At 55.6% G+C, this 22,724-nt stretch carries 19 protein-coding genes; 14 read left to right on the top strand and 5 right to left on the bottom strand.

Features of this window, described 5'->3' with window-relative positions; genetic code table 11:
- Positions 1-17: 17 nt before the first annotated feature.
- Positions 18-548, bottom strand: a complete 531-nt coding sequence (locus RE6C_RS25780; RefSeq protein ID WP_052035042.1) for an MgtC/SapB family protein — start codon at positions 546-548, stop codon at positions 18-20.
- A gap of 195 nt (positions 549-743) precedes the next feature.
- Here RE6C_RS25780 and coxB point away from each other — a divergent pair, with 195 nt between their 5' ends.
- The 6 genes from coxB to RE6C_RS25750 all read left to right on the top strand — a co-directional run bounded on the left by coxB (position 744) and on the right by RE6C_RS25750 (position 6,825).
- Positions 744-1,676 (top strand): cytochrome c oxidase subunit II, encoded by a 933-nt coding sequence (coxB, locus tag RE6C_RS25775; RefSeq protein WP_008661387.1) that lies wholly within the window; start codon positions 744-746, stop codon positions 1,674-1,676.
- The gene (ctaD, locus tag RE6C_RS25770) at positions 1,673-4,174 is read left to right on the top strand and encodes a cytochrome c oxidase subunit I (protein ID WP_008661386.1); all 2,502 of its coding nucleotides are present in this window, start codon (positions 1,673-1,675) and stop codon (positions 4,172-4,174) included. The genes coxB and ctaD overlap by 4 nt, the downstream gene beginning before the upstream one ends.
- A complete protein-coding gene (locus tag RE6C_RS25765) occupies positions 4,174-4,587 on the top strand; it encodes a transmembrane prediction (protein ID WP_173401833.1) in 414 nt (137 codons plus the stop codon). Before ctaD ends, RE6C_RS25765 begins: the two co-directional genes overlap by 1 nt.
- Entirely contained in the window at positions 4,587-5,258 is a 672-nt protein-coding gene (locus RE6C_RS25760) for a cytochrome c oxidase assembly protein (RefSeq protein WP_008661384.1), read from the top strand. Before RE6C_RS25765 ends, RE6C_RS25760 begins: the two co-directional genes overlap by 1 nt.
- A gap of 42 nt (positions 5,259-5,300) precedes the next feature.
- Positions 5,301-6,395: a c-type cytochrome gene (locus RE6C_RS25755; protein ID WP_008661382.1), complete on the top strand. Its 1,095-nt coding sequence runs from the start codon at positions 5,301-5,303 to the stop codon at positions 6,393-6,395.
- Positions 6,396-6,480: 85 nt separating this feature from the next.
- On the top strand, positions 6,481-6,825 hold the full coding sequence (locus RE6C_RS25750; protein WP_236618531.1) for a DUF3140 domain-containing protein: 345 nt from the start codon (positions 6,481-6,483) through the stop codon (positions 6,823-6,825).
- Between the two features lie 87 nt (positions 6,826-6,912).
- Here RE6C_RS25750 and RE6C_RS25745 read toward each other — a convergent pair whose 3' ends face one another.
- The gene (locus RE6C_RS25745; protein WP_008661379.1) at positions 6,913-7,815 is read right to left on the bottom strand and encodes an SDR family oxidoreductase; all 903 of its coding nucleotides are present in this window, start codon (positions 7,813-7,815) and stop codon (positions 6,913-6,915) included.
- A gap of 287 nt (positions 7,816-8,102) precedes the next feature.
- Here RE6C_RS25745 and RE6C_RS25740 point away from each other — a divergent pair, with 287 nt between their 5' ends.
- Positions 8,103-9,089 carry an NAD(P)-dependent alcohol dehydrogenase gene (locus RE6C_RS25740; RefSeq protein WP_039963493.1) on the top strand — a complete coding sequence of 329 codons (987 nt, stop codon included), beginning with the start codon at positions 8,103-8,105 and terminating at the stop codon, positions 9,087-9,089.
- A gap of 169 nt (positions 9,090-9,258) precedes the next feature.
- Here RE6C_RS25740 and RE6C_RS25735 read toward each other — a convergent pair whose 3' ends face one another.
- The 3 genes from RE6C_RS25735 to RE6C_RS25725 all read right to left on the bottom strand — a co-directional run bounded on the left by RE6C_RS25735 (position 9,259) and on the right by RE6C_RS25725 (position 11,774).
- On the bottom strand, positions 9,259-10,614 hold the full coding sequence (locus tag RE6C_RS25735) for a dihydrolipoyl dehydrogenase family protein (RefSeq protein ID WP_008661376.1): 1,356 nt from the start codon (positions 10,612-10,614) through the stop codon (positions 9,259-9,261).
- The gene (locus tag RE6C_RS25730; RefSeq protein ID WP_008661375.1) at positions 10,611-11,123 is read right to left on the bottom strand and encodes a carboxymuconolactone decarboxylase family protein; all 513 of its coding nucleotides are present in this window, start codon (positions 11,121-11,123) and stop codon (positions 10,611-10,613) included. Before RE6C_RS25730 ends, RE6C_RS25735 begins: the two co-directional genes overlap by 4 nt.
- A gap of 84 nt (positions 11,124-11,207) precedes the next feature.
- Entirely contained in the window at positions 11,208-11,774 is a 567-nt protein-coding gene (locus RE6C_RS25725; RefSeq protein WP_039963492.1) for a type 1 glutamine amidotransferase domain-containing protein, read from the bottom strand.
- A 458-nt stretch (positions 11,775-12,232) separates the two neighbouring features.
- Between RE6C_RS25725 and RE6C_RS25715 the strand changes: the two genes are divergently transcribed.
- The 7 genes from RE6C_RS25715 to RE6C_RS25680 form a co-directional block, all read left to right on the top strand.
- A complete protein-coding gene (locus tag RE6C_RS25715) occupies positions 12,233-13,072 on the top strand; it encodes a membrane protein (RefSeq protein WP_008661370.1) in 840 nt (279 codons plus the stop codon).
- 206 nt (positions 13,073-13,278) lie between these two features.
- Positions 13,279-14,307: a 2,3-diaminopropionate biosynthesis protein SbnA gene (sbnA, locus tag RE6C_RS25710; protein WP_008661366.1), complete on the top strand. Its 1,029-nt coding sequence runs from the start codon at positions 13,279-13,281 to the stop codon at positions 14,305-14,307.
- The gene (locus RE6C_RS25705) at positions 14,304-15,941 is read left to right on the top strand and encodes an FAD/NAD(P)-binding protein (RefSeq protein WP_008661365.1); all 1,638 of its coding nucleotides are present in this window, start codon (positions 14,304-14,306) and stop codon (positions 15,939-15,941) included. Before sbnA ends, RE6C_RS25705 begins: the two co-directional genes overlap by 4 nt.
- A gap of 142 nt (positions 15,942-16,083) precedes the next feature.
- Complete coding sequence (locus tag RE6C_RS25700; protein WP_039963491.1) at positions 16,084-17,454, top strand: Y4yA family PLP-dependent enzyme; 1,371 nt, start codon at positions 16,084-16,086, stop codon at positions 17,452-17,454.
- Between the two features lie 339 nt (positions 17,455-17,793).
- Entirely contained in the window at positions 17,794-18,978 is a 1,185-nt protein-coding gene (locus RE6C_RS25690; RefSeq protein ID WP_008661362.1) for an AI-2E family transporter, read from the top strand.
- Between the two features lie 84 nt (positions 18,979-19,062).
- Positions 19,063-20,544 (top strand): catalase, encoded by a 1,482-nt coding sequence (locus RE6C_RS25685; RefSeq protein WP_008661361.1) that lies wholly within the window; start codon positions 19,063-19,065, stop codon positions 20,542-20,544.
- 158 nt (positions 20,545-20,702) lie between these two features.
- On the top strand, positions 20,703-22,724 hold a 2,022-nt coding region (locus tag RE6C_RS25680), incomplete at its 3' end, for a beta strand repeat-containing protein (RefSeq protein ID WP_039963457.1).

Here is a 22,724-nt window from a genome sequence, read left to right as displayed (position 1 = left end):
TCTTCGCTAGAACTTATTCAAACGTCTGGTGTGCACCGATCGTGTGGATCGTCGGGGTGATTGATGGGCGGGTTTGGCTTTTTGCGTCGACTCACCCACCACGCGATACGGTTTTCAACGCAACCAACCACGAGAAGTACAAAAACCGCTGCGATAGCGACGCTGGTTGCCAGAGCGGTTCGCTCGACAGCCGTCGCGACGCCAATTCCCGCGGTCAAGAAGATGCTCGCCGCGGTGGTTAGACCTTCAACCTGTTCTCCTTTCTGGTGCACAATCGTGCCAGCACCCAAAAAGCTGATGCCAACCACGATTGCCTGAAGCACCCGGATGGGGTCTGCACTAAGCATCGAATCGGGTTCCAAGGCTTGGAAGTGGTTCACCGCTTCCTGGGCCAGCAGCATCATCATCGACGCCCCAGCACACACGAAGATGTGTGTCCGGACGCCCGCGGGCTTGCGAGCGAACTCACGTTCGATTCCTAGGAGTGCACCCAGGCCGCCAGCGGTGGCGATCGTTTGCAGTTGAGTGATATCGAGGCTGTCTAGCATGCGGCGATGGTCAAGCAAAATGTGTGCCTGACGCTGGCTCGCGATCGCCGCCTCATTTGCTCGGGCGTGTCGAGAAAGTCCTCGCGGCATGCCGATTGCTGCTGACGACCGCAGTCCGCTAATCGTCCACTCTGAAAGATTGACGTTGGCAAACGGACGAATTGCGATCCCACTGAGCATTAACCGACCACGTGTATGAACTTCGTTCCATCCCAGTCCGCTCTTGATCACGCCGGTGTCGGCGCCGAATCGATTGCGGGATTGTTTTGGGTGATGCTCATTGGCGGATGTTTGATCTGGCTGATTGTCGTTGGGTTGGCGGTCTACGCGATCGTGGTTCCCGGTCAACATGATCAGAAGAGAACGCGAATGTTGGTGATCGGCGGCGGGGCGGTCTTTCCGACAATCGTTTTGACAGCGTTGCTGACGTATGGATTGGCAATGTTGCCGGACCTTCAGCGCCCGGCACCGGAGGGCAGCCAAGTCATCGAGGTCGCGGGAGTGCGATGGTGGTGGCGAATTCACTACCGAATGCCTGACGGGAATCGCGTGGAAACGGCCAACGAAATTCATCTGCCTGTGAACGAACCGGTGGAATTCAAACTCAAGAGCGAGGACGTGATTCATGCGTTTTGGGTTCCTTCGCTCGGCGGCAAGGTCGACATGATGCCCGGTCGCGAAAATCGGTTGAAGCTGCATCCGACTCGAGTCGGCGTCTATCGCGGCGTGTGCGCCGAATATTGCGGCGAGGCTCACACTCAGATGGCTTTTGATGTGATCGTTGAGTCGCGTGAGGACTACGACGAGTGGCTCCGGCAACAGGCATCACTAGCGGTGGCGATATCTGATGAAGCGGAGGCCGGTCGGAAAATTTTCGCAGGCTCCGGTTGTGGTGCCTGCCACTCAATTCGCGGCACTTCGGCCGATGGCGTTGTCGGGCCAGACCTGACTCACTTCGGAAGTCGCCGAAGCATTGGTGCGTCCGTGCTGCCAAACAACGCGGACAACTTGACTCGGTGGATCGCGGAGACTCATCGAGTCAAGTCAGGCGTGGAGATGCCAGCTTTTGAGACGCTTGCTGAAGATGAATTGCGAGCTTTGGTTCGTTACTTGGGGGAATTGAAGTGAAAGACCCAAGAGCGGATCGATTGTTGAAGGCCTGGGAAACGCCCAAGGGATGGCGGTATTGGTCGGCAGTCAACAACAGCGAAGTCGGACTGTGGTACACGCTCACCGCGTTTGCGTTCTTCCTGTTTGGCGGTGTGCTGGCGCTGATCATGCGAGTTCAGTTGGCCTTGCCAGACAACGATTGGCTCACGCCCGACCAGTACAACCAAATCTTCACCATGCACGGCAGCGTGATGATGTTTTTGTTTGCGGTGCCAATCTTAGAAGCCATCTCGATCATGTTGCTCCCCGAGATGCTGGGCGCGCGAGACCTGCCGTTTCCGAGGTTGTCGGCGTACGGCTATTGGTGCTTTCTGATCGGCGGCGTGTTCGTGTGCGGTTCGCTGTTATTTGGTGTCGGACCTCGCGGTGGTTGGTTCATGTATCCGCCAATGACGACGGAGTACCAAGACGGCATCGGGCCTGACATCTGGTTGTTGGGGCTTTCTTTCATCGAGATCGCATCGATTGCTGCGGCGGTTGAATTGATCGTCGGCGTGTTGAAGTGCCGTCCGCCTGGCATGCGTTTGAATCTGATCCCGCTTTACGCTTGGTACATCCTGGTGGTGGCGGTGATGATCCTGTTCGCGTTCCCGCCATTGATCGCTGGCGATTTGCTGATGGAACTGGAGCGGGCCATGGATTGGCCGTTCTTCGATGTCGAGCGGGGTGGGGATCCCATGCTGTGGCAGCACTTGTTTTGGATCTTTGGGCACCCCGAGGTTTACATCGTTTTTCTGCCTTCCATCGCATTGGTTGCGATGATGGTGCCCACGTTCGCTCGCACGCCGATGGCTGGCTACGGGTGGATCGTGTTGGCCGCGGTGGGGACGGGGTTCCTGAGTTTCGGGTTGTGGGTGCATCACATGTTCACGACCGGATTGCCGGGGATCTCGATCGGGATTTTCTCCGCTGCGTCCGAGGCCGTGGCGATTCCGACCGGCGTGCAGATTTTCTGCTTCATCGCGACGCTGTTGGTTGGACGTGTTCAGCGCAATGTCTGTCTGAAGTTCATCCTGGCGGGGTTGGCGACTTTCATCATTGGCGGGCTGACCGGTGTGATGGTCGCGATCGCTCCGTTTGATTACCAAGCCCACGACACATACTTCATCGTCGGACATCTTCATTACGTGTTGATCGGTGGCACGATCTTTCCGATCGTCGCCGGGTTCTATTACTACTACCCGTTTGTAACCGGCAAGCAACTTTCAGAACGGCTGGGCAACATCACGTTTTGGTTGATGTTGATCGGATTCAATGTGGCTTTCTTTCCGATGCACATCGCGGGATTGATGGGGATGCCTCGCCGCGTCTACACGTTCCCAGGCGGAATGGGATTCGAATGGCCCAACCTGATTTCGTCGATTGGTGCGTTTGGTTTGGGAGCCGGTTTCCTGGTTCTGCTCTGGGATGTGTTTCGCCCCAAAGGCAAGCAGCCCTTGGTACCGCGAAACGTTTGGAATGCGGGGACGCTGGAGTGGAGCGGCGAGGTCCCGGACCAGCCCTGGGGGATTCGCTCGATTCCGATCATCAATTCGCGATACCCGCTTTGGGAGCAAGAGAACCTGCGGGCCGACATCGATGCTGGGAACTTCTACCTGCCCGATGCAGAGGAAGGACGACGAGAGACGTTGGTGACCAGTGCGGTGGATGCGGAGTTGATGCAGTGCTTGCGTGTTCCGGGACCATCGTTCTTGCCGTTTTGGGCGGCGGTGTTCACCGGTGGAGTCTTCATCTTTTCAACTTATCACTGGTGGATCCCGGCCGGTTGTTGCAGCGCGCTCTCGTTCGCGACCATCGTGACGTGGTTGTGGACCGGGACCGCGGAGATTCCTGAAAAGGAAACCAAGCCGGTTGGATTGGACCAATCGTTGCCATTGTATGTTTCAGGGCCTGCGGCGGTGGGTTGGTGGGCGATGTTCATCACGATGCTGGGCGACATGACAGCGTTCATTTCGCTGGTGTTTGGCTACTTCTTCTACTGGACCGTGCACGAAGACTTTCTGCCGGAACAATGGAACGGCGAACCGGTTGTTGGTGCCGGAACGATTTGGCCCTTGGTGTCCGTGGGGCTGGCCGTCGTCGCGTGGTGCGCGGTCGTGATGGCTCGTCGTCTGAATCGCGGCAATCATTCGGTCGGCTTTTACTCATCGAGTCTATTGGCGGTCGCAGCGACCGTCGCCTCGGGGGCGGCACTTGTTTGGGGCCCGTATTCCAACGGCCTGGATCCGACCGTGCACGTGTACAGCTCAACAACGGGCGTGTTGGTGTTGTGGACGGTGGTGCACTTGGCTCTTGGTGCCACGATGTTGGTTTACTGCATCGCCCGGCGTTTGTTTGGAAAGATGGACGCAATGCATGATGCGGACATCGTCAACGTCACCTTGGGGTGGCACTTTCTCTTGCTGACCGTCGCGATCACGGGATCGGTGCTGGCACTCTTTCCTTGGGTGGCCTGATGAGTGAGAGCGTGAATCAGCAACCGGTACCACTGCATGAACACGGGCAACGCCGCCCGATGAAGAAGCGTTTGTGGTGGATCGCGATCTCTCCATCGGTGTGGGCAATTCATTTCTTGGCGTGCTACATCACCGCTGCGGTCTGGTGCGAAAAAATTGGGGAGGGAAACCTTCGCCCTCTTCAGATATCCGTCGGGATTTACACGGCGATCGCCTTGCCAGTGATCATCTGGGTTGGCTACTCGAGCTATCGCAACTTTCGACGCGGCGATCCACCCGTGCCGTATGACTTTGACGATCCCACGGATCGAACGCACTTCTTTGGCTTCACCGCGTTCTTGCTGTCATCACTGAGCGTCGTGGCGACTTTGTTCACCGTTTTGGTGTTCGTCTTGGTGGGGAGTTGCGACTGATGAAACTTTGGATGTGGAATCTCGGCTGGTTGGTGCTCGGACTTGCGTGGTTGGGGCCGTTGCCTGAACTCGCACAAGTCTCCTTTGCCGCTCACATGATGTTGCACATGGCGGTGGTTGCCGTTGCGTCTCCGTTGCTCGCGATCGCCGCCTCCGGGACGCGATTGGATCCTGTTCGGAAGGTGCCGAGTTTGTTTTCGCCAATTCCAGCTTCGGTGGGTGAGCTGTTGATCGTATGGGCGTGGCACGCGCCGGGGCTGCATCACTTTGCTCGTCACTCTTTGTTGGGATTTGTTATCGAGCAATCCATGTTTCTGGCGGCTGGAGTGTGGGTGTGGATCTCGGCGTTTGGAGGCTCGGCACCGCGTTCGCCATCTCGCAGCGGTGCGGGGGTGATTGGGTTGTTGCTGACTTCCATGCACATGACGTTGCTTGGTGCCTTGCTGACGCTTTCGCCGAGATTGCTCTATTCACACCATCATTCGGTGTGGCTGGAACCAATCACGGACCAACACCTTGGCGGAGCGGTGATGCTGGTGGTTGGCGGGATCGCATTCTTGGCCGGCGGCCTCTGGCTCACGAAGGATTTGGTCGGCGATGGCGAGAAGCTTTCGTCGCGACTTGCTCCTGCATCGTTCCAGCGACATTTCGGGAGTGCACCTCATGAGTGATTCTGGATTTCATCTTTCAACGCAAATCAATGGTGCGGGCTCATGTTGTTGACTTGGAAGCGAGCCTTGATCGCGTGTTGCGTTTTTGGGATGCTCGGCACCGTTGTCTTGGTGAGCGGAGTGGTACCGGTCAAGGCCAGCAGTGGTCACTGGCAGATCACACGTTGGTTTCTCAACTTCGCAAGCGACCGGTCGGTGAGTTTTCACTCTCGTGGAACTCAGCCACCAGAAGACAGTGGCCTGATGGACGCGAGATTGGGAGCCGAGATCTATAAAACGAACTGCCGTTTCTGTCACGGTTTGCCGGGGCAAGAACAGCCGCCCGTTGCCAAGGGGATGACACCGACTCCACCGAGGCTGGACCGATCGCTGCTTGAGAAGGAACCGAGGGAGTTGCACTACATCATCCAGCACGGAATCAAGTTCGCTGGCATGCCCGCTTGGCCCGTTCCAACGCGAAGTGATGAGATCTGGCCCGTGGTCGCGTACCTGCGACAAGCTTTGGAAGAGAATCGCGAAGCCTTTGATGCGGAGCGATCAGAAAACGACTTGGCTGCACTTGCGAAGTTGCCTGTCCTTCAAGCTTGCGTTGATTGTCATGGCGTGGACGGAGTCAGCCGTGCGGGCAAACAAGTTCCGCATCTGACCGGTCAAGCGGAAGGCTATCTCCGGCTGTCGTTGCTTGCGTTCCGATCGTCCGAACGGAACAGTGGTGTGATGATGCCGGTGTGTCATGCTCTGACCGATCAAGAAATTGATGCTCTGTCCAAACACTATCACGAAACGGTTTCGACCAATCTGCCTGCCAGTCTTGAAGCAGAGGTAGCGGATCACGCTACGATTGAACGAGGCCGTGAGCTTGCGATGAATGGTGATCGCGGACGAAAAATTCCTTCTTGTCAAAAGTGTCACGGACCGGATGCGGAGAACCGACGCGATGAATATCCCAATTTGGCGGGGCAGTCAAAGTGGTATCTGCAGCGACAATTGGAACTATTCCAGAAGCGAGTCCGAGGTGGGGCTCAAACGGCACGCTTGATGCATCCCATTGCAGACAAGTTGTCCGAACAGGAACGGTCTGATCTGGCAACCTTTTACGCTTCCCTGCAAACGCCTGACGAACGTCCGGAGAAATGAACTGGCCCATCGCTGATTTCATTCGGTTGCAGCGAGGAAGACGTATTGTTCTTTCACCACACAGTCAGCAATGGAAGGTTTGATCATGGCGACCAGCCTATCGGAGAAGCAAGAAGAGATTTACGAAGAGTTCTATGACCTCGTGAACATGCAGCCCAAGGAGATTGAGGATTGGTTGGAAACGGACGAGTCCAAATCAGTTGGTCAAACCAAAGAAGGCGATGATGAATCCGTCGGTCGGCAGTCGGCTCGCAAGATCATCGAGATCAAACGCACTAACAAATCGGATCTTTCTGACGAACAAGTGGATCACATGCAAAAGGTTTGTGGCTACATCAAGCGGCATGTGGCACAAGAACCCGACGGCGATGTTTCTGGAACGGACTGGTCCTACAGCCTCAAGAATTGGGGCCATGATCCTTCGAAGTAGAGAAAAGGCAGGTTCGCCAATGGGGTGAACCTGCCATGGAACATCTGTTTTCGGCGTTTTTCTCCGAGTGACTACATGCTGACGCGATCAGACGGGTGTGCGACCGCCGGTGCATCCGAAGACTTCACCGGTCACGTAGCTCGCATCGGGGCTGGCTAACCAGACGTAGAGCGGTGCCAATTCGATTGGTTGGGCAGGACGACCGAATAGGTTGTTCGCTCCGAACTCTTTAAACTTATCCTCAGGCATCGATCCTGGAATCAAGGGAGTCCAAACGGGACCGGGCGCCACCGCGTTGACCCGTACTCCGTGATCCATCGCCAATTTTGCCAAGCCCTTGGTCATGCCCAACATCGCTGATTTCGTAGACGCGTATGGCAGCAAGTACGGCGAGGGATCATAGCCTTGGATTGATACCGTGTTGATAATGCTTCCACCCGGTGGCAGATGTTTCATTACGGCACGAGAGAGCCAGAACGGAGCGTAGACGTTGGTTTTGAAAATGCGATCGAATAGATCAGTCGAAAATTCGTCGACATCATCGGCTGTCTCTTGATAAGCCGCGTTGTTTACGAGAATGTCGATTGCCCCGTGTTCTTGGCGAGTCTTTTCGACTAAGTCATTGCAAAACGATTCCTCGCGAAGATCGCCGCGAATCACGGACACGTCGACGCCAGCTTGCTTAGCGACTTCTGCCGTTTGTTTCGCGTCCGCGTCTTCGGAGAGATAATTGATCGCGATGTTCGCACCTTCTCGCGCGTAACAAATTGCAATCGCTCGGCCGATTCCGCTGTCTGCGCCGGTAATCAATGCTGTCAGACCCTTGAGTTTGCCTGAGCCTTCGTAGCTTTCCTCGCCGTGATCAGGCCGTGGATTCATTTTTTCGGTGCTGCCCGGCATCTTCATCGCCTCTTGATCTTCAAATGGCGGCCTCGCATACGCTTGTCTCGGATCGACCAACTGAACGCGTTCTTCGGTAGCGGTGGACATTCTGGATCTCCATTTTTCACTGTTTTCGGTTGGATTCTGGTTTGGCTAGGCATCACATTGCCGATGCAGCGGTTGCTGGATGCAAACAATGTTCCGAATCGTTCGAGCGTGACTCGCTCGTTAGGGTGGTCCAAGCGTCCAAGTCGATTTCACCACCGCTGTTTTATGCTGGGGGCAGGTCTTCGCGAGTCTGGAACATCAATTGCTTTGAGTTGACGTCGAATGCTTTGAAACCTCGCGAATCGCGAGATTGGCAATACACTAAAACACCGAAGAAAGAGGCTGCTATGAGTGCGTCAGCGACCCAGAACAAACGTGACACGATGAATGCGGTTGTTTACGACGACTATGGCGACGCGAACGTCTTGCATTCGGGGGTCGTTCCTTTGCCTGACCGACTTCCTGGGCAGGTAATGATCGATGTTCAGGCATCAAGCGTTAATCCGATCGACTACCGAATTCGGAGTGGCGAGATGAAAGGGTTGCTGCCGGGTGGATTTCCTCGCGTTCCTGGCTACGACGTGTCTGGAATGATCGCGGATTGTGCCGCCGATAGCCCCTTCAAGGTGGGCGACCGAGTGATCGCGTTTCTTGACACGATGCGAGGGGGCGCGAGTGCCGACTTCGCGGTGGCTGCCGTGGACGTGACGGCAGCGATCCCCGACTCCTTGAGTTTCAACGAGGCGGCAGCAATTCCCTTGGCCGGAACAACCGCCCTGCAATCACTCCGTGATCACGGAAACATCGCAGAGGGAAAACGCGTTTTGATCAACGGAGCGAGCGGCGGAGTTGGAATGTTCGCTGTTCAGATTGCCAAGGCTTTCAATTGCCATGTGGATGCTGTCGCCAGCGGCGACAACGAGGAATATTGTCGGTCATTGGGTGCCGACCACTTTTATGACTACGAAAAGACCGACTTCACCGAATCGGAAGAGCGTTGGGATCTCATTTTTGATGCGGCAGGGAAGTCTGGATTCTGGGATGTTAAGAAGGTGCTCAACGACGGCGGCCGCTATGTCTCGACGGAGCCCGACGCGAAAGGCATGTTGATGACCCTGGTGACTTGGCCGATGTCCAAATCGGGAACAGTGATGCTGGCAAAGCCCAATGCGGACGATTTGCGGACGCTGATTGAAATGCGAGAGAAGGGGCAACTGCAAATCACGATTGACGCGATATATCCCTTTTCTCAATTGAGCCGAGCACACCAGCATGTCGAGAACGGCGTGGAACGAGGCAAAGTCGTTCTGACCGCTGATGGCAGTGGTCTATGATTTCAAGCCGATCCAACGCCTAGCGGCTTGTTAATGTGAGCAAGTTCACAACTCGACGCGTGAGTTTTGAATCTGCGTTTTTTCGTAGGATGGCCAACGGCCTGTTTCAATATAGCCAGCGGGCGACGCCCCTGGAGCAGAACTTCAGGTTCGGATTGCCCGCCGAAGACTACAGCATGGAGCGCACGTCCGACGCGAAGGTCGGAAAGGCGAACAGGGTCGACTTCATGTTCGTTGCCGTCAGGTTGAACTTCATCGCGAGAGCAAACAGGTTGATGGTTTCCTCCGCGGAAGGGCCGAGCAAGTGGGCACCAAGAATCTCATCGGTTTCCGAATCGACGAGAATTTTGTAGCCGGCTACCGTCGATCCAGTTTTGCGAACGCTTCCCCACGACGAAGTGTCGTCGCTGAGAACCTTCACGTTGTCGTTGCTCTGGCGAGCAGCTTCTTCGGACAAACCGACCGAAGCGATGCATGGGATGGTGAACGCGACCTTGGGGACATACCCGTAGTCGGGTGTCTGCTCCAAGTTGTCCGAAAACAGATTCTTCGTCGCGGTGCGTGCGTCTTCGTTTGCAACAGGGGTCAACCGAGGCATTCCGGTGTCGGCGCAGTCGCCCGTCGCGAAGACTCGCGGGTTGGTTGGGTTCTGCATGAACTCGTTGACTGCGATTCCTTTCTCACTGTGCTCAATCTCGCCTCGCGAAAGGGTTAGTTCGTCGATGTTCGGGACTCGACCCGCACCGTGAACCACCAAACCACACTTGATCGGTGCATCTTCATTCGCGAGATGAACGTGCAAGCAACCGTCCGAAGACTTTTCGATTCCAGTGATCTCGGCATTCATCTGGAATTGAATTCCGTGATCACGGAGCGAATCGGTCAATTGATTGACGAGGTCGGGGTCGAATCCAGATAGCACTTGATCGTTCTGTTCGATCACGGTCACTCGGCACCCCGCACGGGCAACCACGCCCGCGAATTCCATGGAGATGTATCCACCGCCGACGAAGACGACGTGTTTGGGCATGGATTCCAATTCAAGGAATTCATCGCTGCGAGTGACATGCTCTGCACCATCGAACGAGAGTTCTCGAGGGCGTCCACCAGTGGCGATCAAGAATCGGTCAGCGGTCAGTTCCGTTCCGACGACGTCGATCGTATCGGGTGAAATGAAACGAGCGACACCGTGGAACGTCTTGATCCTCTTGTCTTGAAAGGATTGTTCCGACTTGTTAGCGACAGGCTGCGTGAACTCGGTTTTGAAAGCGTGAAGTTGTTTCCAGTCTATGTTGACCGACGCATCTGAAACCAGTTTCCCTTCGCTCCGTCGGACTTGGTCAACCAACTGCCCCGCGTTGACATAGACCTTTTTAGGGTTGCATCCACGAAGTGCGCAGACGCCACCGAAGGTTCGAGAATCGACCAACGCGACTCGCTTGCCTAATTTTGCGATTTTGGTCGCGACCGTACCGCCGGATGGCCCCGTTCCCAGGACCACCAAGTCGAATTGTTCGCTGCTCATGGCAGTTCAATGTCCAATCCGTGGTTGATGCGATTCGTGAAATTCGCGAGAGCGACCGCTGCAGCGAGCGTGACGAGTTGCTTTTCATTGAGGAACAACTTGAGTTCCTTCACCACAGAGGAATCAACGTTGGCCTTGGCCGTCAGTTGTTCGGCATATTTCAGAACGGCTCGTTCTTTTTCGTCGAACAAGTCGCCGCTGCTGACGTTCATTGAATCGAGTTGTTCATCAGACAATCCTGCCTTTTTTGCGGCTTGGCGATGGTAGTGCGAGCAGTAGTCGCACGAATTCAACTGGGACGCTTTATAGTAAGCGAGTTCACGATACTTCGCTGGCAGATCATTCTCGAGGCCATCGTTGATCTGAGTCATGCCGCCCAACACGTCAGGCTGGTGAGCCAACGTGCTGAAGATGTTCATCGACTGACCAAACTTCTTTTCGATTGCTTCGAGAATCGGTTTGGATTCGTCGGGAGCTTCATTGATGGAGAGTGGTTGTGCGTAGGCCATGGTGAGTTTCCGAGTATCGTGGGGACGGACCTGAAAAGAAACAGGCCAGCTCAATTGAACTGGCCTGTTGAAGCGATGAACGGATCAGACCGTTTGGGCGGCGTGCTTGCCTTCAGCGAATTCTTCGATCGCTTTGTCGCAGAAGGCTGGCAAGTCATCGGGGTTGCGACTTGTCACCAGGCCTTCGTCGCACACGCATTCCTCGTCGACCCATTCAGCGCCCGCGTTCTTCAAGTCAGTCTTCAGGCTTGGCCAAGAAGTGACTCGGCGCCCACGGACAAGGTCCGCCTCGATCAACGTCCACGGTCCGTGGCAAATGGCCGCAACGGGTTTGTGTTGCTTGAAAAAGTCGCGAATGAAGCTGACCGATGTTTCGCAGGTGCGAAGTGAATCGGGGTTGGCGACACCGCCTGGCAACACCAATCCGTCGAAGTCTTCCGCGGAAACATTGCTGACGTTTTGGTCGACCGTGAACTGGTCGGCATTTACATCATGGTTCATGCCTTGGATCTTTCCATCCTTCGGCGAAACCAAGACGACTTCTGCGCCAGCGGATTTGATCGCGTCCCATGGCTTGGTCAATTCGACTTGCTCGAAGCCGTCCGTTGCGAGAAAGGCGATACGCTTCTTGTTCAGTGTTTGGTCACTCATATTCTTGTCCTCATTTTTTGTGCGATTTTGAATTTCGAAGGACAATGGAAGCAGATCGCGTGCCGCGCTGACGCCTTGATAGAAACACAATGAGTTTTCGGGGTTTCCATCGGAGTAGCAAAACGCGTTGAATTGGTGGCATAGGCTTCCGGCCTGTGATTGCGCGGATCACAGGCTGGAAGCCTATGCCACTTGGTTTCTTCGATCGCCGATACGATCAAGAATGTTCAGGTTCGCGGTTGTTGCACGCTCGATGGGACGTTTACCGAGCGAGCTGACCGGTTTGCGGTCGGTGGGAAGCTGCTTGTGGGACGGTTCAACCCATTACGGCGTGAGACTTGCGTTGATGCCGCAACGATGATTGGCGTGTCTCGTCCCCGCGATTTGTTTCGCAGGCCGCCGATCACAGTTTTGAACGACTTCAGCCGAAGGAAGAGCAGTTGATAGCGACTGATTTGATGATCGCGATGTTGGTAATGGCAGGTTTATCGATAGCGGCGGGCTGGTTTGTGTATGCGATCGGGTATTCGGACAAAGGCCAGCGCGTGATGCTATGTCTGTCGCTATCGGTTTTGGCGATGATTTACTTTCTGTTCTACGCGTCTGGTCAGCTCTTTTGGGCGAAATACGTGTCCAACTCTGCGGCGATCGTCTACACCAACTTTGCGTCCATCTTCGCGGCACTTGCGGCGGGTTGGGCCTTGCGTCTCCCCAAGACACCCGCCTGGCGTCGCGGAATTCTGTCCGCTTTGTTGGCGATGGTGTCTGCTGCCGCGATTCTTTGGCCGCTGCTTTCCATTGCCATCCGTCCGGCGCCCGAAGGTGGGGATGAGTGGAAGAACGGTGTCGCAATGCAAACGTCATGGGCGACATGCAGTCCCGCCGCGGAAGCGACGTTGCTACGTGCGGAAGGCATCGACATTTCTGAATCCGAATTGATTCCCATGTGTTTAACGGACTCGAGTGGTACACCAACGCTTGGTTTGTATCGTGGCATCAAATTGGTCGCGGACGAACAAGGTCGTTCGGTCAATGTGCTGAACGAAACGTTGGATGAGATGTGGAATCGCGATGATTGGCCAGTGTTGATGGCGGTGAAGTTGCCGTACGGAGTCGACGACCGACGCTATGTCGATCAGTGGGGATGGATTCCAGGCATGGGGCACAGTGTGGTCGCATTGGGACTGACAAGCGACGGGCAACGGATGCTTGTCGGAGATCCATCGGTTGGGCTGGAGCAGTGGTCGAAAGAAGACCTGCGAGTCCTTTGGCATGGCGACGGCATTCGAATGGAGTGAATGAATTATCAATTGATCGTGGGCTTTTGACTCACGGCAAACCCGCGGTTTTCGTGTTGATCGAGTCAGCTGTCTCGCGATCACCGACCGAACGAGACTGTCTCTGATCATCGCGGCGTCGCATTCCCTCAATCGAGGCAACCTCATTGGCACAGTGATTGCGTTAGACGGAGCAAATCAAATTACTGCTCCTGAGCCAACCATCCATGAACCAACCTTCTTCGCGAGTTAGCAATGGTGTCCTCGATGCAATCGGCGGCACACCCTTGGTTCGACTCAACCGATTTTTGGACCGACCTGATATTGAGTTGATCGTGAAATGGGAGGCGGCAAATCCGGGCGGAAGTGCAAAGGATCGTCCCGCCGCCAAGATGCTTTCCGAGGCACTGAGTCGTGGCGAAATCGGCCCCGACACCACGATCGTCGAGTCGACATCAGGAAACATGGGCATCGGGTTGGCTCAAGCGTGCCGGTACCACGGATTGAAATTCATCTGCGTCGTTGATCCTCGTGCCCAGAAGCAAAACCTTGCGATCATCGAGGCTCTCGGTGGCACGATCGAGCTTGTCTCTCAGCCACTGAACGGCGATTTCTTGGCCGCACGCATCGCGAAAGTTTGCGAGCTGATCGAGACGACACCGAACAGTTTTTGGCCCAATCAGTACGCCAACACAGACAACCCTCGATCGCACTTCGAAGGCACCATCCGAGAGATCGATGAGACACTTGATGGCGAGTTTGATGTCTTGTTCGTGGCCACCAGTAGCACGGGGACCGCACAAGGTTGCCGCGACTATCTGAAGTCGAGAGGACGCGACGTCCAGGTCGTGGCGGTCGATTCCGTTGGCAGTGTTTTGTTCGGCGGGTCATCCGGGCCTCGCAAGATCCCCGGCTTGGGAGCTGGGAAGGAACCGCGGTTGGCGGCGGGACAATCATTCGATCATCTCGTTCGCGTGACTGATCTGGAATGTGTCGTCGGATGCCGCCGGGCGGCTCAGCGAGAAGCCATGTTGATCGGAGGATCGGCGGGTGGCGTTCTGATGAGCGTCGGAAAGATGCAAGAACAATTCGCAGGCAAACGCTGCGTCGCGGTGCTGCACGATTCGGGCACGCGATATCTCGAAACAGTTTTCAACGACGAGTGGGTTTCGGATTCGCTGGGATGTACCAGCGAGGAACTCAACTATCTGGTCGGTTCTTTCTCGTTTGATTTGTGTGAAGGAGTGAACGCATGAGCGTTGCGATTTCAGGCGGTAGCGTTGCCGATTATTTGGTGACCAATGACAATCCATCCAAGACGCCCTTGCGTTTGGCCATCGTCGGTTGCGGGCCTCGTGGTTTGCAGTGCCTCGACGCACTGTCGCAAAAATTGTCGACCGAAGAATTGTCGCGAATGGAGATCACGGTCTTTGAACCCTCGCCGTTTCCCGGTGCGGGATGCATCTATGATCCGAAGCAACCTCGGATGCTGCGGATGAACTTCGCGACGCAGCACATTGATTTTTGGAAGGTCGATTCCAATCAACCGACGCCACGATCAGGTTCGTTGATCGGATGGCTGGACCAGAACTATCCCGAATACGCCGCGTCGGACCAATTTGTGCCGCGTGCGGTCGTCGGTGAATACTTGCACGACTGCTTTGAATCGGTCTGCAAACGATTGCGTCGTTGGACGAAGCTGCAGGTCATTCGCGGTCGAGTGGAATCCATCCGATATGTCGCCAACCAAACATCCAGCGGCGAATGGTTGCTGTGGGATGGCAAAGACGAAACCACGTTTGATCGTGTTGTTTTGACGACCGGACATGAAGGGTTGCGTGCCTCGGACAGAGTGTCTTCATCGGACGACGAAGCCTTTGTGTTCCCGGTGGAAACCAATCTTTCGACCGATCGCATTCCGGCCGGAAGTGACGTTTGGGTTCGCGGGTTTGGGCTGACCGCGATCGATGCCATCATGATGCTGACGGAAGGACGCGATGGCCGTTTCGAGAGCGGTGATGCTCTTCCCGATTATGTCCGCAGTGGAAACGAGCCCAAGCAAATCACGGTTCACTGCCGATCGGGTCGGCCCATGCTGGCCAAACCCACCGCGAAGGTGGAGCCAATCACCGATGTGTTTTGGGAACCGTACCGCGAGGCACTGCGAGCGTGCGAGCCTAACCATGGCATGCTGAAGTTCCACAAAGACATTTGGTGTGTGATCTGCGAGGCGGCAGCGGCGTCTTTGTCACAATCCGGCACAGACACAACTTCGCGCGACGTTGAAGAATGGTTTCGTGGTTGGTCGCGATACAAAATGGACGAGGCAGCAGCACGTCGTGCGATGTTGCAGTCTTACGGTGTTGCGACAGGAGTTCGACCGATTGATATCCCATTTGCGTTGGGTGACGCTTGGCGACGTTTGTACCCACTGGTCGTTGAACTGGTCAGCTTTGGCGGTTTGGCCGCAGGTCAGTACAAGGCGTTTCAACAGGTTGCGATGGAAATGGAACGCATCGCGTTTGGCCCGCCCGCAGAAAGCGTCGCCAAATTGCTGCGTCTGATGCGGGATGGCGTGGTACAACTGAGTGACCAAACGGATGCACCGGAAGGAGCGGTGGTCGTGAACGCTGTGATTGCCTCTCCGAGCCAGGCCGATGAAACAGGACCGCTATCGCAACTCATTCTGCGTGGCGATGTCGAGGTGGACCCACTGACTCAAGCGATCCGCGTGAGCGACTCAGGCGATGTGCTGGGTGGACGCAAGGGACTCGCCGTGTTTGGTCGTGCGACCGAGGGTTGGGTTGTTGGCAACGACACTCTTTCACGTACGTTGCATTCGCAAATTCAGAACTGGGCCGGTACGATCGCGGTGGAAATGCATGGATAAGGTACTCGACGCCATCTTTGAACGCTCTTCGGCTGGTCCAATGCATGAGAGTTTCTTGGGCGAGGGGCGAGCGAATCAGACGGGTTCGCTGCGAAGCGGTTGCAGAGGCGTGCTGCCTCTGGATGCCCGCATCGAGTCGTGGATGAAACGTTGTCTGCGTTCCGAGGACTTGTTCAATTGGGTGGAGACCTATGGTTCGCCACTGAATCTCGTGCGACCGCGAACGATGCGTCGCAACGTCGAGGAATTGAACGCGGTCGCTCGCCAGCGTGGTCTCGATTTCCGAGTGTTCTTCGCTCGGAAGGCGAACAAGTGCTTGGGGTTTGTCGATGAGGCGATCGAGTCAAACTTCGGAGTCGACACCGCCAGCGAGAATGAGCTGCGCCAGTGTTTGCGACAGTGCGTTCCGGCGAAAGATTTGATCTGCACGGCGGCAATCAAAAGTGAATCGTTGATCGATCTGTGTTTGCAACAACAAGTCTGCATCGCCGTGGACAACGACGATGAACTGCAGGTTGTTGTTGACCGAGCGAATGAGCTCGGCCGGATGGCCCGAATCGCGTTGCGGTTGGGCGGTTTTCGGCACGAGGGCACGAAGCTTCCGACTCGGTTTGGTTTCGATGTGGATCGCGACCGAGATCTCCCTCAGCGTTTGACGTCGTTGCCGGTGATGGTTCATGGCATCCATTTTCACCTGGACGGCTATGACGCCGGGCAACGTGTATCAGCTCTTTCCGTGGCGATGGATTGGACGCAGCGTCTGAGGGCCGTCGGCCAACCCGTGAATTTCATCGACATGGGCGGCGGTTTCCCAATGAGCTACCTCGACGAGCCTCGCCAATCGAACACTTTTTGGCAGGAACATCGTCGGGCACTGTTGGGCGAAAGAGACACACTGACCTATCGAGGCCACGGGTTGGGATTCTCGGTTGAAGGCGGACGCGTGGTCGGGAAGCCGAGCATGTATCCCTTCTTCCAGCGTCCGGTTCGCAGCCATTGGTTGGCTGGCGTTTTGGACTCGGTGGTGGATGGCAAATCGATCGCGGATCGCTTGGCGGAACTCAACGTTCAGTTACGTTGCGAACCAGGCCGGAGCATCTTGGACGGCTGCGGTCTGACCGTCGCTCGCGTTGAATTCCGCAAACAGAATGCGGAGGGCGATTGGTTGATCGGATTGTCGATGAACCGAACGCAATGCCGGACCTCCAGTGATGATTTCCTGGTGGATCCGATTTTGGTTCCCAAACAAAGGCCCACTGACCGCCCGTACGAGCGGAAACCGATGTCGGGTTACCTGGTCGGTGCCTATTGCACGGAATCGGAATTGATTTCGCTTCGGAAGATGCAGTTCCCAAACGGTGTTCAACGCGGAGAATTGATCGCGTTCCCGAACACGGCCGGCTACTTCATGCATTTCCTCGAAAGCCGTTCGCACCAACTTCCGTTGGCCAAGAACCTCATCGTGGACTCGCACCCGGTGCCATCAGTTTGTCTCGATCTGATCGATGAATGAACAGTCCGGTCGGCTTGCGATCGCTGGCTAGCCAATCGCCGTGTTGAAGTTGTTTTGCGGAAGCATGCGACTTCAGCTTCATTGCTCGATTGCCAGCCAGTTTGACCGCGGTGGAACGGGTGTTCGAGACCAGAGAAACGACGCGAGTTTCGTAACGACTGAATCGGCACGTGGTTTGCGAAAGCGTGAGGAATACAAATCTGTTTTGGGCGCGGATCAAAGTGAGCAAGCGTCGATGTTCCCCACATGTTTCTTGGGTGGTACCATGCAGTTGTCGTCGCTCATCCGCGTGGAGGCGTTTTTTGACGTCGGTGAGCCTCGTTCGCAGAGTGCCAATTGATGTCGCACATCCACCAATTCCATACCATTTTGACTGGGGCGCGTCCCGAAAGACGGCGTGACAAGTCGGATGAATTGGTGGCTGTTGAGCAGTTGTCGAAAAACGTTCGATGGGCCTCGTTTGGCATTTGGTTGTGCGCCGGGTTTCTGACGTTGTATGCGTTGTACATCGGTCGCAATTTGTTCATGCCAATCTTGGTCGCCGGGTTCGCCTACCTGACTTTGCGGCCTGTGGTTCGGGCGATGGGCCGGATCGGAATCCCGTCTGGGTTTGCTGCCACCGCAATCATGCTGGCCATTGCGACTGTCTTTGGAACGATCGGTTATGTGCTGTCGGGGCCAGCGCAAGACATGTTGCAACAGGTGCCGGGATCCATGCCTGAAGTCAAGGAAAAGCTGGGCTTCATCTTTGACCATTTGGAGACCGTCAATCAAGCGACCGAAGACATCTCAGACACGGCTGACGAGGAAAACATTACATCAGACGAGAAGCCGGTTCCCGTTGAGATCAAACAACCCGCGTGGACAACCTCGTCGCCTTTGATTGCCGGAACAGGAAACGCGGTTTCGTTTGTTTCCATCGCTGCGGCGCTTTTGTTTTTCTTGATGGCGGCTGGTGACTCACTAATAGTTACCGTTGTGAGTTCATTGCCGTCGTTCTCATCCAAGCGACGGTTCATCGAGGTGTTGGAAGGTGTGCAAGATGCCTTGAGTAGCTATCTGGCCTGGGTTACTTGCATCAACGCTTGCCTGGGTGCTTGCATTGGGACTGCGATGTGGTTGTTGGGAATGCCTTCGCCATTGTTGTGGGGAGTCGCGGCCATGTTTTTGAACTTCATCCCCATCGTGGGCGCGATGGTCGGAATCGCGATGGTGTTTTTCGTCGCGTTGGTCAGCTTTGAGCATGCATCATTCGCCTTCGTAGTCGCAGGAACCTATGCGACGCTGACAACTTTAGAAGGACAGTTCATCACACCGACTTTGTTGGGCAAATCGATGAAATTGTCTTCCGTGCTGGTGTTCATTTCCATCGTAATTTGGGGATGGATGTGGGGAATGCTGGGCGTGTTCTTGGCCGTCCCGATCCTGATTGCGGTCGTGATGGTGATGGAGAAGTTGGAGGCCACGTCTTCCATGAACGCCATGTTGAACGGCACTGTTGGAAAGGCCGCGCAACCTGAGTGACCCCTTCGCATCGCTGGTCAGATTCTTTTTTGCAATCGTATCAATCCAAACTCGTTTCTATTCCTCTTCTAGCAAAGAAGTTCTATGTCCGAAGAATCCAAGTGCCCGTTTCAAACTCAGCAATTCGGCCGGGCGGTCGATGACAACCAACATTCGCAAACCGCTGGGCCGCGTGGTCCCGTCTTGATGCAGGACGTTCACCTGGTCGAGAAGATGGCGCACTTCAATCGGGAGCGAATTCCTGAACGCGTGGTGCATGCGAAGGGTTACGGTGCCTTCGGAACCTTCACCGTGACGAACGACATCACCAAATACTGCATGGCGGATCTGTTTTCCGAAGTCGGCAAGAAGACGGAAACATTCGCACGATTTTCAACGGTCGGCGGAGAAAGTGGCTCGGCCGACACGGCTCGTGACCCACGCGGATTTTCGCTGAAGTTCTACACCGACCAAGGCGTTTGGGATTTGGTCGGCAACAACACGCCCATCTTCTTCATTCGTGATCCGCTCAAGTTCAGCGACTTCATTCGGACTCAGAAGCGAGAGCCTCAGAATCACTTGCAGCCTCACTGGCGTCGTTGGGATTTTTGGGGCGAAGTGCCCGAAGCCTTGCACCAAGTCATGTTCCTTTACAGCGACCGGGGAACGCCAAAGAGTGCTCGCTTCATGAACGGCTACGGAAGCCACACGTTCAGCATGTACAACAAAGACGGTGTCCGGCACTGGGTGAAGTTTCATCTGAAAACCGAACAGGGTTCAGAGAACTTCAGCGCCGATGAAGCGATCAAGATGGCGGGCGAAGCACCGGATTACTCCACGCGAGATTTGTTTGAGGCGATTGAGAAAGGCGACTACCCCCGATGGCGAATGCACATTCAGGTCATGCCTGAGTCCGATGCGGCTGACTACGAATGGCACCCATTCGATCTGACAAAGGTATGGCCGCACGATGACTATCCGTTGATCGAAGTCGGCGTGTTCGAACTCAATCGCAATCCATCCAATTACTTTCAGGATGTCGAGCAAGCCGCGTTTGAACCTGGCAACCTGGTCGAAGGCATTGGGATCTCACCCGATCGCATGTTGCAGAATCGAGTGCTTTCCTATCCCGATGCTCACCGGTATCGATTGGGTGTGAACTATCACCAAATCCCCGTCAATCAACCGCGTTGCCCGTATGCGACTTATCACCGCGATGGAACGATGCGAGTGGATGGGAACGGCGGGGGCACCGTCGATTACGAGCCCAATAAAATGAACGGGCCGAAAGAGACTGGGCGAACGATGGAACCGCCGATGCCCGTGCACGGTGACGGCGATCGTTACGACGAATTTGCCTGCGATGACAAAGACTACTACGGTCAGCCTCAGATGTTTTGGAACAAGGTGCTGGACGAGGGAGCCCGCGAGCGATTGTGCACCGCGATCTCCAACTCAATGGCCGACAGCCCTGAAAACATTCGCGAGAGAATGCTGGCTCAATTCGGCAAGGTGCATCCAGATTTCGAAGCGGGGGTTCGCAGCCGACTGGACGCCCCAGAGTCACAACCGATCCCAATCGCATAATCGGCATATCTGTTGCTTTGTACAGCGATGGTCATCCCTAACTCGGGTGGCCGTCGCTTTTTTAGTGCGTCTCACTCGGTCAAACGCGGGGGATTGCGCGATTTGGGTGGCCAGACGTCGCCCCATCTTCCCCATTTTTTGACTCACCGGAGACCAGTATGTTCGGATTTCGCTCTGCCCGCTTGCTCGATAATCAACCAGTTGATCACCCCAACGATTCCCACGAACACAAAGACTTTGGGAAGTTTCGAAAAAGAACCGGGCGCCGAACGAAATCACGCCGTGCAACTCTGAATCGATTGATCGGCGAGCGTCTCGAGGAACGTCGTGTTCTGGCGGCCTACGTTGTTGACACTGCTTTGGACGTGGTTGCCGAAGATGGCATGATCAGTCTGCGCGAGGCGATCCAAGCTTCGAACAGCAATACGGCCGTCAATTCAGACACTGTGGCAGGCGAACCGGCGGCCACCGCAATCGACAGCATTAGCTTCGCCGATGGCCTGAGCATGATTCTGTTAGGCAGCGAACTGGAGATCACCGAATCGCTACGAATTTCCTTGGGTGATTCATCCGGCCAAATCATCAGTGGCGACAACGCGTCTCGAATTTTTGCGATCAATGCGTCCGGCGGTGATGTGGTGAGCGTCGACGTTTCCGGTTTGACGCTACAAGATGGCGTGGCGGAATCGGGTGGTGCAATTTACGTCGGATCGGGCCAGTCTCTCTCTCTAACTGACGTCACGTTGACAGGAAATACTGCGACTGGCGATGACGTGGACATGGGTGGCGGTGCTTTGGCCGTTGTTGGCGGGAACGTGACGATCACCGATTCGACAATCACGGGCAACATTGCAAACGGTGTGTCCGGCAGCGGCGGTGGCATCCTGAACCTGGGAACATTGACTGTTTCCGGCGGCGAGATCAGTGACAACACAGCAAACCGTGCTGGTGGCGGGATTGAAGCCACCGCGGGCAGCAGCACAACGCTGACCGATGTCTTGATGGAACTCAACGTAGCCGGACCGGATGGATCTGCCGCGCCGGGCAACGGTGGTGCGCTGCATATCTCTGGTGATGGCAACGCAGACATCTCAGGCGGAACGGTTCGAGATAACTTGGCGGCGCGAGAAGGTGGCGGTCTTTGGAACAACACCGGAACGATGACGGTCGATGGAACCATCTTGACCGGCAACGCGGCCTCAGGTGACGCGGCCGATGACGGTGGCGGAGCGATCTTCAACAACGGCGGAACGCTGACGGTCAGCAATTCAACAATCAGTGGCAATGCGGCTGATGGTGTTTTAGGCAGCGGTGGTGGAATCTTCAGCACCGATGGTGCGGTGACAGTCAATTTGAGCCAGATCGGCGGTGCGATTCCATCCGAAGGCAACACAGCCAATCGTGCTGGCGGTGGCATCGAAGTCATCGATGGCACGGTGACATTAAACTTTGGAACCGATGTTTCGAACAACTTCGCCGGAATCAACGGTGGCGGTTTGCACTCGACCGGAGCAGCCGATGTCACATCGAACCTGGCCATTTTCGGTAGCAACACGGCGGCCAGCGAAGGCGGAGGGTTGTGGAACTCTTCGACCGGCACGATGACAATCAACGGCGGGGCGATTTCATCGAACGTCGCCAGTGGCGATGACGCCAGCAATGGTGGCGGCGGTCTGTTCAATGACGGCGGCACACTGAACGTGATCGACGCAGTCATCGGATTCAACGTTGCCGATGGTGCCAGCGGCAGCGGTGGTGGGATTCTCAATGATGGAGGAACGCTCACCATCAGTGGTAACACGAACATCTCTGACAACACTGCCAACCGTGCTGGTGGTGCCATTGAAGTGACGGCGGCATCCACGACGACGTTGACCGACGTAACGATGGACCAAAATGTTGCCGGGCCTGGTGGATCCGCAGCACCTGGTAATGGTGGTGCGTTGCATATTTCAGGCGACGGAGTAGTCACGATCACTGGCGGGACGGTTTCGAACAACGTCGCCGCGAATGAAGGCGGTGGACTTTGGAACAGCGTTTCTGGCAGTCTGACAGTCGACGGGACTTCTGTGAGCGGCAACTCCGCACCGATTGGGGGTGGCATCTTCAACGACAGCGGTGTCGACGCGACATCGCAAACCTTTGAAACAACGCTGAGTGCGCTGAACGATTCTGGCGTG

Origin of the sequence: Rhodopirellula europaea 6C, assembly GCF_000338295.1 — a bacterium.
Taxonomy (GTDB): domain Bacteria; phylum Planctomycetota; class Planctomycetia; order Pirellulales; family Pirellulaceae; genus Rhodopirellula; species Rhodopirellula europaea.
The sequence above is the reverse complement of the archived record's forward strand: the minus strand, read 5'-3'. Positions and strand labels throughout refer to the sequence as shown.

Coding starts and splice junctions, on each gene's coding strand:
- RE6C_RS25685 (WP_008661361.1), top strand. CDS start 19,063: ATGTCCGAAGAATCCAAGTGCCCGTTTCAAACTCAGCAATTCGGCCGG.
- sbnA (WP_008661366.1), top strand. CDS start 13,279: ATGAACCAACCTTCTTCGCGAGTTAGCAATGGTGTCCTCGATGCAATC.
- RE6C_RS25745 (WP_008661379.1), bottom strand. CDS start 7,815: ATGTCCACCGCTACCGAAGAACGCGTTCAGTTGGTCGATCCGAGACAA.
- RE6C_RS25760 (WP_008661384.1), top strand. CDS start 4,587: ATGAAACTTTGGATGTGGAATCTCGGCTGGTTGGTGCTCGGACTTGCG.
- RE6C_RS25705 (WP_008661365.1), top strand. CDS start 14,304: ATGAGCGTTGCGATTTCAGGCGGTAGCGTTGCCGATTATTTGGTGACC.
- RE6C_RS25725 (WP_039963492.1), bottom strand. CDS start 11,774: ATGAGTGACCAAACACTGAACAAGAAGCGTATCGCCTTTCTCGCAACG.
- RE6C_RS25735 (WP_008661376.1), bottom strand. CDS start 10,614: ATGAGCAGCGAACAATTCGACTTGGTGGTCCTGGGAACGGGGCCATCC.
- RE6C_RS25700 (WP_039963491.1), top strand. CDS start 16,084: ATGAAACGTTGTCTGCGTTCCGAGGACTTGTTCAATTGGGTGGAGACC.
- RE6C_RS25780 (WP_052035042.1), bottom strand. CDS start 548: ATGCTAGACAGCCTCGATATCACTCAACTGCAAACGATCGCCACCGCT.
- RE6C_RS25740 (WP_039963493.1), top strand. CDS start 8,103: ATGAGTGCGTCAGCGACCCAGAACAAACGTGACACGATGAATGCGGTT.
- RE6C_RS25715 (WP_008661370.1), top strand. CDS start 12,233: ATGATCGCGATGTTGGTAATGGCAGGTTTATCGATAGCGGCGGGCTGG.
- RE6C_RS25755 (WP_008661382.1), top strand. CDS start 5,301: ATGTTGTTGACTTGGAAGCGAGCCTTGATCGCGTGTTGCGTTTTTGGG.
- coxB (WP_008661387.1), top strand. CDS start 744: ATGAACTTCGTTCCATCCCAGTCCGCTCTTGATCACGCCGGTGTCGGC.
- RE6C_RS25750 (WP_236618531.1), top strand. CDS start 6,481: ATGGCGACCAGCCTATCGGAGAAGCAAGAAGAGATTTACGAAGAGTTC.
- RE6C_RS25730 (WP_008661375.1), bottom strand. CDS start 11,123: ATGGCCTACGCACAACCACTCTCCATCAATGAAGCTCCCGACGAATCC.
- RE6C_RS25690 (WP_008661362.1), top strand. CDS start 17,794: ATGTCGCACATCCACCAATTCCATACCATTTTGACTGGGGCGCGTCCC.
- RE6C_RS25765 (WP_173401833.1), top strand. CDS start 4,174: ATGAGTGAGAGCGTGAATCAGCAACCGGTACCACTGCATGAACACGGG.